Annotated in this window: 10 protein-coding genes and 1 pseudogene; 1 reads left to right on the plus strand and 10 read right to left on the minus strand. The window is 37.9% G+C overall.

All coding sequences use genetic code 11. The features are described 5' to 3' along the window. Nucleotides 1-9: 9 nt before the first annotated feature. Nucleotides 10-1,299 carry a DUF308 domain-containing protein gene (locus NML75_RS00670; protein ID WP_254731205.1) on the minus strand — a complete coding sequence of 430 codons (1,290 nt, stop codon included), beginning with the start codon at nucleotides 1,297-1,299 and terminating at the stop codon, nucleotides 10-12. Nucleotides 1,300-1,906: 607 nt separating this feature from the next. Beyond that, nucleotides 1,907-2,590 (minus strand): annotated as a pseudogene (locus tag NML75_RS00675) (hypothetical protein). Nucleotides 2,591-2,821: 231 nt separating this feature from the next. Here NML75_RS00675 and NML75_RS00680 point away from each other — a divergent pair. Further along, a complete protein-coding gene (locus NML75_RS00680) occupies nucleotides 2,822-3,355 on the plus strand; it encodes a hypothetical protein (protein ID WP_074324530.1) in 534 nt (177 codons plus the stop codon). Between the two features lie 180 nt (nucleotides 3,356-3,535). Here NML75_RS00680 and NML75_RS00685 read toward each other — a convergent pair whose 3' ends face one another. From NML75_RS00685 to NML75_RS00720, 8 genes are all read right to left on the minus strand, one after another. Next, nucleotides 3,536-4,099 carry an ABC transporter substrate-binding protein gene (locus NML75_RS00685; RefSeq protein WP_254731208.1) on the minus strand — a complete coding sequence of 188 codons (564 nt, stop codon included), beginning with the start codon at nucleotides 4,097-4,099 and terminating at the stop codon, nucleotides 3,536-3,538. 187 nt (nucleotides 4,100-4,286) lie between these two features. Continuing rightward, a complete protein-coding gene (gene queA / locus NML75_RS00690) occupies nucleotides 4,287-5,324 on the minus strand; it encodes a tRNA preQ1(34) S-adenosylmethionine ribosyltransferase-isomerase QueA (protein WP_254731211.1) in 1,038 nt (345 codons plus the stop codon). 28 nt (nucleotides 5,325-5,352) lie between these two features. Next, entirely contained in the window at nucleotides 5,353-6,261 is a 909-nt protein-coding gene (locus NML75_RS00695) for a LysR family transcriptional regulator (protein WP_036756668.1), read from the minus strand. Nucleotides 6,262-6,402: 141 nt separating this feature from the next. Further along, nucleotides 6,403-6,633, minus strand: coding sequence for a GlsB/YeaQ/YmgE family stress response membrane protein (locus NML75_RS00700; RefSeq protein WP_006153144.1), 231 nt, complete (start codon nucleotides 6,631-6,633; stop codon nucleotides 6,403-6,405). Between the two features lie 9 nt (nucleotides 6,634-6,642). Then, a complete protein-coding gene (locus NML75_RS00705; RefSeq protein ID WP_254731214.1) occupies nucleotides 6,643-7,884 on the minus strand; it encodes an aminopeptidase in 1,242 nt (413 codons plus the stop codon). A 128-nt stretch (nucleotides 7,885-8,012) separates the two neighbouring features. Further along, the gene (locus NML75_RS00710; RefSeq protein WP_254731217.1) at nucleotides 8,013-9,923 is read right to left on the minus strand and encodes a DUF262 domain-containing protein; all 1,911 of its coding nucleotides are present in this window, start codon (nucleotides 9,921-9,923) and stop codon (nucleotides 8,013-8,015) included. Beyond that, nucleotides 9,917-11,227 (minus strand): DUF262 domain-containing protein, encoded by a 1,311-nt coding sequence (locus NML75_RS00715; RefSeq protein ID WP_254731220.1) that lies wholly within the window; start codon nucleotides 11,225-11,227, stop codon nucleotides 9,917-9,919. The genes NML75_RS00710 and NML75_RS00715 overlap by 7 nt, the downstream gene beginning before the upstream one ends. 7 nt (nucleotides 11,228-11,234) lie before the next feature. Continuing rightward, nucleotides 11,235-12,185, minus strand: a complete 951-nt coding sequence (locus NML75_RS00720) for a helix-turn-helix transcriptional regulator (RefSeq protein ID WP_254731223.1) — start codon at nucleotides 12,183-12,185, stop codon at nucleotides 11,235-11,237. Between the last annotated feature and the right edge of the window lie 9 nt (nucleotides 12,186-12,194).

A 12,194-nucleotide genomic window follows, 5' to 3' on the forward strand; every position in this document is an offset into this window, starting at 1 on the left:
AAATTCTCCTTAATAAACATGTTTAGATACGACTATACTATTTGGTTTTTCAAACTCTCGATTAAGGTAGGCTTGGTAAGTTCCTGGAGCGATAAATCCTTTGGGTGAGAGGATATCGGTGCCAGCCTGACCGACTATGGTATCAGCCAAGAGCACACAGTTTGTAGATAAGACAAAGTAGGATTTAAACTTAGATTTGATAAATTTATAAAGTTCCCCATCTGTCTCATGTCTGATTTTATAAGCGTAGGTGTAGTCTTCCTTACCATCACCTGTCATGATTTTATCTGCACTTGGCTCCCATGGAATCGTCAGTTGTTTCAATTCAGCCAACTTTTTCTGAACTGCTTTTTCCATTTCAGGCGTCAAATCTATCCCATAACCAAAAAGCGTTTTTTGACTCTCACGTTTACATAGGTCAATGTACTTGTCACGATCACAGAAATATAAGACACCATCTCCTACCATGCCAAATAAGGTCTCAGAAGACGGATCATAGTTGCCATAAGAAATAACACGGCCTTGATAGCAGATATCCACATGACCAATTGCCGAAAACAGAGAGGTCTCAGCTGTATGAACAAAAATTTCAAGCTCCGCTGTCTTACCAGACTTCACCATTCCAAGATGGATATCCTCTCTCTCATCAGCATTTTCCTGCATGAATTTGTTGATTTTTGCTAAAGTTCTTGCAGGGATGAGAGCGGCTAGGACAATAGGTAAGCTAATTCTAATGCGACGTTTGAGATGGTTTTTCCCAATTTCCTCCTCAAACAAGAAACCATCACGGATATTGGACACACCATAAAGGAAAAAATAAGCCCCTAATACAAAGAGTTGAAAGACAGAATTTCCTGTAGAGGACAAAAGACTAGTCCCACCAAGAAAAACTAGTACGAGTCCATCTAGTAAGAGACGAAAACGAGGTCGAATTTTGTTTTTGCGGTAGAGAACATAGGTGACAAGGTTAATACTAGCATGAAAAATCTGATAAACTCCAATCACAAGAGCCAAAATATAAATCGGCACATCCGTCGCAAGATTGGAGCCAAGCAAATATCCCAGCACTAACAATTTAACCAGTGCAACTCCCAAGGTGTCCGTTGACTGACTTTTTTTGAAAATACGTAATACTAAATCTAAGACCGTTGCTATCCAAGCTAAAAACAGAACCAGTCGAATAACCGTCACTGGCAACCAAGTTCCCGTGACCATCAAGATAAGACCTAGCAGAACAAACAAGAAACCCTGAACAAGTAATTTCTTACCTGTCAGACCTAAAGAAAGAATTTTTTCCATAAAAGACCTTTCAAAAATAATAATTAAGCCCTTTGATCAAATTGACTGGTAAATAGCTGACGGCACAAACAGCCTGTGCCAGCAAGACATGGCGACTGACTGTAGCAATGTCACCATCTTGTCTTTTGCACTTCTGAAATTTGTTTTATTGAGTCGAAATCAGAGCTTTTAAAAACTAGCTAAACTTGAAAGCTAACCACAATTGCTAGATAAAAAAGGTGCAACCAATCCTTCTTGTAAAGGTAGGAAAGAATTATATCCATTCCATTAATTATTTATATATTACCTATTGTGACACAATACTCACTATAATTCAACTTTTTACCTATTTAAAACCATAAAGCCTACATAACTCTTTGAAGAGAACAAAAATCTGAATGTAATAAGATAGTACCCATTACCCATATTATAATTAGATTATGAATTGAAGCTTTTTGGAACTAAAATTAGGAATAATTGAGAAAGTAGGGAGGGAAATTTTGCTTTTACCCCATTTTGAAATAATTTCATTTTAGATTTTTCTAAGTTTCTTTCAAAGAGCCTGCAGGGGGCATCTAAACAACAGGAAAAAGCCTTGATTTTAAGGCTTTTTTGTTTATCTAAGTATTTAGGATACACCACCAAAGACAGTTTCCCAATGTTCCACTTCTTCCTTAAATCGTACTTTTCCTTGGCTGTATAATCTCATAATCTTCACAAAGCGAACTGGATTGTTTTGGTTGTACAAAAGAAATACTGCAAAGAATAACAAGCCCGCAAACCACAAACCATAGCCTTCATCAATCGGTTGACCAAATTTTAGAGGAAGAGTCAAGAAATACAAAAAATAATAGATAGACACTATATTTACTACAAAGCGAGCAAATCGATAAGGTAAAGCAGACAGTTCTCTGGGATCAAACTGGTTTTTCACAAATAAATTATGAGATGCGGCATAATAAAAGACCTTCTCTGTCGTTGACTAAGCCTTTCGAACATTTTTATAGAGCCCTCGTTCAAGTATGGCAACCAAGAAGGAAAACTGCAGCAACCAAAATAGAAAAATGCAAGCTAGACTAAACCAGTTATAGACACCAATAAACTTGAGGGAAAAGAAGCCCGAGATTGCAGGCCCACCTGCTAGTAAGAGAATTACCAAGTCAGGAATAAAGGCATTCGTGTCACCAGCTTTTTCAGTATTGAGCAACCTACTCTTTGGAGCAACTAGAGCCTCTCCTGTCTTTTGGTCATAATAAACAGCCTGTCCATCACATTCGCCGATAAAGACACGACGGCGTCCGAGAAAAAACATACATACCTCTTTCTATTTATGAAAATATGTTGTCAAAGTTTGGATTACATTTATCCTAGTATTCCACATTCCATATGCTAGTTCATAGGATAACTAAGGTTGCAAATTGCTAAAAGGTTGACAGAACTTCGCTCCATAGGATATGATGGGAATACCTAGAATTTTATCTCTGCACGACCTATACGCCTTCTACTGAGCGTTGGTGAGTTCAATTCTATATTTGGAGGTTTTATGAAAATCTATTATTCAAAATTTGTCGGTGTCGGCTATCTAGTCTTTGCGGCGGGTGTATTCTTTCAATTTTTCTTTTTCCTCGCGCATGGATTGATCGACTTTTCCCAGCTTAGTCTTCTTACTGTGGTTCCAACCATCCTCTTTTTCGCTGCTATCTATTCAACGATTGCAGGCATCAAAAGACTTTCTAGTCGTAGGCTCTCCTTTGAATTCACCTTTGAAGGTATTTACGTCTATCCTGGGTTATTCTTCTCAAAAGAAATTTTCATCCCAAAAGAAGAATTGTTGCGAGCATCGTATGTTGAAGTGGATGTCAGTGACCCCGACCATGTCAACAGCAAGGCTTGCTATTTAGATTTTGACCTGAGAGAGGTGACCCAGCTAGAAGATATTTCTAAGTCAAACGTCATCATCGATACAAGTGTTCTGATATTGCGTCTCGCCCTTAGCCTCTGTCGATTTAGAGAGGAAGAAAAAGCCGAGTTGGCGACCTATCTAAAAGAAAACTACGGAATTGATTTCTTATATTAGCAAGTAAAGAAAGCCCTGATGTAGGGCTTTTTTGATATTATCCTTATTATCTTTCACTTTAAAGTGGACTTGTTCATTATCCAACTTAAACGTCATGTATAGTTGAATGATAAAAAATTTATGCTTTGAGAACATAGAAAAGCAAGGACATTTCACCACCCTTACTTCTGATTGATGTTCTTAGTTACGGTAAAACTGGTTATCTTTGTCACTTACAGATTGACCGATAGACAAGACATCTTGGCTACCGTCTGTACCTGTCACTTCGTTTTGGACTCCGGCTGGGGTAAAGATCAGTCGTGCCCCTTGTCCACCACCGACAAGATGAATACCTGTTGAGTAGTAGCCATCTTTTTCCACTACTTGACCCATCTCGTATTTAAAGGTTCCATTTGCGCTTTGGATTGTTACAATTCCATCTGCTGTGACTGTTGCAGTTGTTCCCGCGTAGTTTTCCCAAGTTCCTACAAATTTAGCGTAAGCCTCTTGTGATTTTTTCTTATCTTCCTTTTGTTCTGCTTGAGTGGTTGTAGCTTCTGTCGCACTATTTGTTTCTGACTTCTGCTCCTCTTTTTGGCTTACTTCAGTTTTACTTGCGGACTCTGTAGTCACCTTGCTTGTTGTTTCTTTTTGGTTTGAAGCTGAAGTGTTCTTGTTAGTCTTTCCACCACAGGCAGCCAAGGTCAAGGCAGCCAACAAGGTCAGGACTGATAGGCTCGTATAGCGCAATGTTTTGTTTTTCATAAAAATCTCCTTTGAAATAGATACAGATAAAAGTAGCTCGTCAGATTTTGCATATATTTGACGGCTGTCTCGTAGTCTTCAGTGTATCATTTATTTAGCTTTAATTCAATAGCTATCTGATATCAAAAAAAAGGCTAATCCAAGTAGGAATTAGCCCTTTTATTTCTAGTTTTGATTTGCTCGTTTTTTAGTAGATAAACATGGCATCGCCAAAGCTAAAGAAACGGTATTTCTGATCGATAGCATGCTGGTAGGCTTCGAGGACCAATTCACGGCCTGCAAAAGCTGAGACAAGCATGACTAAGGTAGACTTCGGCAAGTGGAAATTAGTAGAAAAAGCATCGACAACCTTCCAGTCATAGCCTGGTTTGATAAAGATATTAGTCCAGCCAGAGTCGGCTTGGATCTGTCCGTCAAACTTGCTTCCGATAGTCTCTAGCGTACGGATAGAGGTTGTCCCCACAGCAATGACACGGCCACCATTTTCCTTGACCTGACGCAAGGTCGCTGCGGCTTCCTCAGACAATTGGTAAAACTCAGAGTGCATCTCGTGTTCATCCAAATTATCTACTGAAACAGGCCTAAAGGTCCCAAGTCCAACATGCAAGGTCAGGTAGACTAGGTGAACACCTTTTTGCTGGATTTCTTCCAGTAATTCCTTGGTAAAATGCAGGCCTGCAGTTGGGGCAGCAGCTGAGCCACTCTCCTTGGCATAGACTGTCTGGTAACGTTCTCGGTCATCCAATTTTTCGTGAATATAAGGAGGTAGCGGCATTTCTCCAAGACTTTCAAGTACTTCTAGGAAAATTCCTTCATATTCAAAACGGACAATACGGCCACCATGGGTCAATTCCTCAGTCACAACCGCGCTTAGTCGGCCATCTCCAAAAACAACTCGGGCACCAACCTTGAGACGTTTGGCTGGTTTTGCCAACACTTCCCATTCGTCTCCTGCTGTATTTTTCAAGAGTAAGAGTTCAACGTGGCCCCCTGTTTCTTCTTTTTGACCATGAAGTCGAGCTGGCAAGACACGGGTATCATTCATCACCAGGGCATCACCTGGCTCTAGCATCTCAATAATAGAGTGAAAGTGGCGATCTTGAAATTCTCCAGTTTGGCGATTGACCATCAAGAGTTTAGAGGCATCGCGCTTTTCCAAAGGAGTCTGAGCAATCAATTCCTCCGGCAAGTGAAAATCAAAATCATTTGTATTTAATGTCGTCATTCTTCTTTTCTCTTCTCATTTATTCAAATTACTTATCAAAGCGAACTTCTTCAAGTAGGTACTCGATGAAGCGTTCACCCATCTTAGACAAGCTAGTTTTCTCATGCTGGATATAAACCAGTTCAATAGGATCATCAATATCAAGTGGAATCGAAACGATATTGTCTCCATTGAGGTTACTATTAAGGATACCAGTTGCGATGGTATAGCCGTCCAAACCAATCAAGAGATTGAACAAAGTCGCACGGTCACTAACAACGATGGATTTCTTGTGGTGTTCCTGAGACAAAATCTCCTCTGAGAAATAGAAGGAATTATGGGTACCTTGGTCATAGCTCAAGTATGGGAAGTCTTCTAGATCTACCAATCGCACCTTGTCTCTCTTAGCAAGAGGGTTGGTCTTGCTGACAAAGATATGGGGTTGGGCTGTAAAGAGATGGTGGGCAACTAGATGGTTGTCGTCTAACATCTTTGAAAGAACGTCCCGGTTATAGCTATTTAAAAAGAGAACTCCCACTTCACTTCGGAAGTTCTTGACATCATCGATAATCTCCCAAGTTCTGGTTTCACGCAAAAAAAGCTCGTACTTTTCCATATCGCTTTTCTTGAGCAAGGAAACAAAAGCATTGACTACGAAGGCATAGTGCTGCGAAGACACACTAAAAAGCTCGCGATGAGCGATTGGATTCTTATAACGTTCTTCTAGAAGTTGCGTTTGTTCGACAACCTGACGGGCATAGGATAGAAACTCCATCCCATCACGTGTAAGGGTAATTCCCTTAGGATTTCGGATAAAAATCTCAATTCCCATCTCATTTTCTAGGTCACGAACGGCATTTGATAGACTCGGTTGTGTAATGAAAAGTTGCTTGGCAGCCTCATTCATCGAACCAGTCTCTACGATTTTGATAATATAGTGTAATTGTTGAATTCTCATGTTTTTATTGTACCATACTTGACGCAATATAAAAAGAACCAGTCACTGAAAGCCAAGCTAGTCGTATATCAGTCTTTTTGCAGCTCATAAAAAAGAGGTTGGAAGATTCCCAACCTCTTTATCTGTTCTAGCAAGTTAAAACTAGCTGTCTTTTCTCCAAAAGATGGCTAATAAAATCATGGCTCCTAAAACTGATGGGATAATAGCCGTATCAGCTAAGATAGGCCCCCAAGTTCCAAAAAGCATTTGACCCAGGAAAGCACCAATCCAACCCAGGAACATTTTCCCGAAGCATCCCATCCGTTCTCCACGATTGGTGATAGCTCCTGCTAATAGTCCGATCAAAAGACCGACAAACATACTTCCAAGCATAGTTTCTCCTTAAATTGCCCAATCTCCATTGCGGAAGAGTGGTACGCGTGTTCCATCCTCACGGATACCATCGATATCCATTTGGTTCGAACCAATCATAAAGTCAACGTGAACATCTGAACGATTAAGTCCTGCAGCTTCCAGCTCTTCTTCGCTCATCTCAGCTCCACCAACAACGCTCGTTGCATAGGCTGCACCAATAGCCAAGTGGTTAGAAGCATTTTCATCGAAAAGGGTGTTAAAGAAGGTAATCCCTGACTGAGAAATTGGACTTGGATCTGGTACCAAGGCACATTCACCCAAGGCACGCGCACCAGCATTCTTAAAGACGAGGTCCTTCATTACTTGATCACCCTTTTCAGCTGTGATATCAACGATTTGACCATTTTCAAAAGTCACCTTGATGCCTTCGATAATATTTCCATTGTAGCTAAGAGGTTTTGTAGAAGTGACATAACCATCTGCGCGACGGAAGTCAGGAGCTGTGAAGACTTCTTCTGTTGGCATATTTGGCAGGAATCCTTCGCCTTGAGCATTGATCGCTCCGGCAGATTCCCAAACGTGGTTCTTCGGCAAGCCAAGTGTCAAATCAGTTCCTGGTGCTGTGTAGTGAAGAGCTGAGAATTGCTCTTTATTCAGCATTTCCGCCTTGCTCTTGAGGATAGCAGCATGTTTTTCCCAAGCCTTAACTGGATCTTCTTCGTAGATACGGCAAGTCTTGAAGATTTGGTCCCAAAGGAGGTCTACTGCTTCTTCGTCACTCGCAGCATTTGGAAAGACTTTCTTAGCCCACTCAAGTCCAGCAGCGGCTGCTACAGTCCAGCTAACCTTGTTAGATTGAGTTGCGATACGCATTGGCTTCATCGCAATTCCCATAGCTTTGGCAGAAGCTGAGAGCTTTTCAGCATCCACTCCGTTCAAGGCACCTGGGTCAGAAGAACGAACACCGAGACGACTTGCTTTGTTTTCAAGAAGGTAGCTCATCTCAGCAATCTTGTATTCTGGTACATTGTCCAAACGCTCCATCGGCGCGTGAAGGAATTTCTCACGGTTTACAAAGTCATCTGCCCATTGAACGATAACTTCGTGCGCTCCAAGTGCATAGGCTTCTTTGACAATTAAGTGAGCCAACTCGCGTTGCTCCACATCGATAGAGAGAGCCAAGGTATGACCAGGTTGCACGTTAACTCCGTTTGCAACCAAAAGCTTAGCGTATTTTTCTAGATTTTCTTTAAAATTTGGTAAAACCATTCTGTTTTCTCTTTTCTATTTTTATTTCAAATCTTTGAGCATATTTGCCTTACTCAAAATTCTTCCCTTACTAGTATATCACATATATTAGCATTTTAAAAAACAAGCTCATTAAAGCTTGTTTTTATTTAGATATCACAAAATTTTTGAATATATCTTTTTATCTCTTTCTCCAAAGATTGAATCTCACAAATATCCCATCTATTTTTTTTAGAAGTTATCTCTGCCATCATTTGTAATTTTAAACTCTGACGTTTGAAGATATCCTCTCTCTTCCATTGTGCTAGTTTAGACTCTGGATAGGAATTACCGAACTTAGAATTCTGACTATCTGTAATGATACAAAGATTGCCAAAGGAATGTAAAAACTCAGCAGGTAATTGGCTCTCTCCATCATGTCCATTGGGATTCTGAGGATACCAATGTTCTACGGAGCGACGATAAGCAAATCTAAAATCTTTAAACTCAATATCGTAATCTTTCTTCAATTCTTCACGATTTTTCCATAAAACATAATCTACAAAGTTAAAAGCATAAACAGGAATTGCCCCATATTTTTTGATACTTTTATCTTCGGTAAACAATCTTTCCTCAGCATATCTCACTGCCATTTTTTCAAGAAAATCCTTAAACTGACTAGCAAATTCTACTTGATTTAACTCTTCAATATGCTTGTAGAGAAATTGTAAAATCTCATATAACCAACGACTGTCACGATTGGCCGTGAAGGTCACAGCAAACATAGATTGAAGCATTAAAATATCATCATTGAACTTTTCAAAAGAATTTTTATCATAATAATATTGAACAAATAAATCTCCTCTAGTTTTATTATTATAATCATTCCGATAAACTTTCTGCAGAAACCAATCATTTTCTTGTCTTCTATTATTAGTCTCTTGTGACATTCGTACGATTAAATTATCAAATATAAATTTTAATTTCAATAAATTCCTAATAAATAATGTAATATCTTCTATGTTTGTATTAACACTAGTTACATTTTCAAATGTTTCTAATAATTTCTTATCATCTAGCTGTATATCAGAAGGGGATACATTCCCAAATGTTATATAATATACGAAAAATAAAAATGTTTCAAAGTTTATAATCGTTCTGTATTTTTCCACTTCATTCGTATGTGATATTACTTTAACTGTTGTAGATTCTTTATTTTCTATACTAGATAATAAAGATTTCTTATTAGTTGACTGAACTTCTATTTGACTTAAGAACTTATCAATGTTTAAAAGAAAGCTATTCTGATAATTATTTCCTTTAATCCAATTCAAAGGAAATATTTTTTCTCTTTCTGCATCAGGATGCTTTTTCTTTGCTTTTTTTGTAAATGCATTGATTACAGGCTTATCAAATTCTGCACAGGCATCCCAAATTCTTGCGAACTTTTGAGCCATTTCTTGATCTGTACCGAATTTAGCCATCATTTGCGCCTTGAGAATCTCATGAGCCTCTAGTTGTTCTCCTCGAGAGTTGAAACGTTCGAAATAAAGATTCAAATCTAAATCTTCAGGAAGTATACTTCGAAAAATAATAACTTTCTCAAAAAGATACTCGATGAAAGACTGAGGATTAAGCTGGCGCTCCTCTAGCACTTTTTTCAAGGCCTCTTTAGCATGTCCATAACCTCTAGTCAGCTCATTTTCATCATCCTTTGAAATTTTTTGCTTGATAAATAGTTTTTGAATATTCTCATTTGATTTCTTCCGAGCTGGGAAGGTAAGATTGACAGATTTCAATCTATCAAAACCAAACTCATGCTTCAAAGCTAAGGCAATCAAATTAAGAGCTGTTGTTCGTTGTTGCCCATCTATGATTTTGAAAATGTCATTCTCTTTATTAACGACTAATGTTCCAATATAATAATTGTCTCTATCTTCTTGAAAAGCATCTGCTACGTCGTTCAATAACTGCTCAATTTCATCATAAGTCCAAGCAAAATTTCTCTGATAAAGAGGGATAGCATAGGTATCTTCATTTAACAAACGATTAACTGATAAGCTTATATGTGTTTCTACCATTTATCTTTTTCCTCTTCTATAATCTTGTCCACAGTATAATTTTCAAATAATTCTCTATCTATCTTGATCATGAAATCATTCGGAGTAACAGCATGGGATAAAAGTTGAAATAGCTTTTGAGCCTCTTTTTGTCTAAAACTTCCACCAGCAGCATATTTCCCTACCGTTGCATCATATATAGCTTTAGACTTAACTCGAGGGTAATAAGACCAAATAAACAAGGTCTCTACTATCTCCTTTGATAGCTCATCTTTTCCAAATCTCTCTGCGAAAAGCGAGCAAATGTTTAGGAATATATTGTGACACTTGAGATAGCGCCCTTTTGAGCTATTGTAAATGTTCAACATACCTTCTGGGTAAGCTACATTTTTTTCTCCCTCTTCAGGCTCATCGGAAAATCCTAACCTTTCATTTAAAAAATCTTTATGATCTTTAATAGTTTCATGAGCAGATTCAATATACTCAAAAAATTTACTTCCGTCAATGATTGGCATAGTAATTGAAAGAGGAAATTTTTCAATATGACGATACAATTCTAGGTATGGAAAGTTCTGATTCAAATCAACGCCTTTAAAGTCGTCAATATAATCCTCTGTAAATCGTAGATAAGAGCCATAACGCTTGTTTGTTAATCCTGTTTCTCCCCTAGACCACCGTCTCATACAAAAAAGATGTTTATCAAATAACTCTTTGAGACTTAAATCTTTATCTTCTACAAATTGCTCCCACTTTTCAACAATCTTTTCATCTTCTGAATCTTGCTTGCGAAGATGATAGGCTTTGAGCAAATCATGAGGTTCTAAAGATTTTCCACGATTATTCTGAGAATCAAATAACTGAAAGGCCTCTGATAATCGTTCCTGTGGCATAGTAATCACAGAGACAGAACAATTTTCCAATAAAAATTCGCAAATATTTTTGGCCTCCTTTTCGCCAACCAATTGAGTCAAATTTTCCCACTCATTATAATTTTCACTCGCATGATAGCAAGATAGCTCTCCAAATTCAGCACCTAAAAGTTGATTAGCGCCTTCATAATCCTTTAACTTTTCTAATGAATGAAGAAACAAGGAAATAGAAATTAGCCGTTGCTGTCCATCGACAATATCTAAGTATCCATCATTTTCATGCAAGATAACAGAACCAACCTGATATTCCTTTTTCCCCATAGCATCTCGTAAATCATAAAAAAGATTACGTATATGTTTTCTGTTCCATTTATATGGTCTTTGATAAGAAGGAATCCGCAAATTCCCTTTTTTCAATAGTTCTCCAACCTTTTTAGAAGTAAATTGAATAGTCATTTTATCCTCATCTATATTTATCTATCATTTCTTGAACTGTTTGCTTCATATCCTCTACTAAAATCCGAGGAGATAAAACAGTAACTGCTTCCCCTTGCCCCAGCAACCAGCGTTTAAGCCCCGGTGTGTGCTGACTTTCAAATTTAAAATGAGTCCAATCACCATTTTTCCCAACTATTTTTGCATTTGGAAATTGATCCATCACAATCGTCGGATCGTACAAATACTCGATCTCAATACTGATTTTCTTCCCGATAAAAGCATCTACTCTCTCGTTACGAATGTCGCCATCTCTAAATTTATCTCGATAAGAAATAGAGGGTTTCTCTATACCACTAAGAGACCATGACTGGATACGATCTACTCTTAAAGTAATATAAGTAGCATGTTTCAACTGGTAAACAACTAGATAGAAATAATGACTATCATAGTAAAGAGAGACTGGCAAAACAGTCTGCCTCTTAGAAGATTCAGAATAAGGTTTTTGATAGATAATATCTAGAACCTGTTCATGTAGAATAGCCTCCGATAAATTCCAAATTTTCTCTATTCTATCTTGTTGATCCGTTAAGGCAGCATAATTAAGCTTTTCACTACCAATAATCTGCTCAATTTCTTTCTGATCATCACCAGGAACTAAAACTAGTAATTTTTTTAATAAGCTGTCAATTTCTGTTCTGTTAAGTGCTCGATTTTCTAATAAAATCTTTGAAATAACTAGAATATCTTTTTTAGAAAAAATTGACTTACTTGATAAACAGTACTGATTCGTCTTACGACTATAAATCAAATCTCCACTATAATTGTGGCAACTAGATAAGATATAACGCAGAAGTGAAAAATCTCTCTGTATCGTCTTTTCACTAACCATAAATTCCTGAGCTAATTGCTTTTTTACTAACGGAGTCCCAAACTGTAATCGTAAAAAAATCGTTAGTAGTCTTTCTTGATCATTCATCTGCAGTCC

Source organism: Streptococcus sp. CF4-3 (assembly GCF_024295385.1).
Classification (GTDB): Bacteria; Bacillota; Bacilli; order Lactobacillales; family Streptococcaceae; genus Streptococcus; species Streptococcus infantis_I.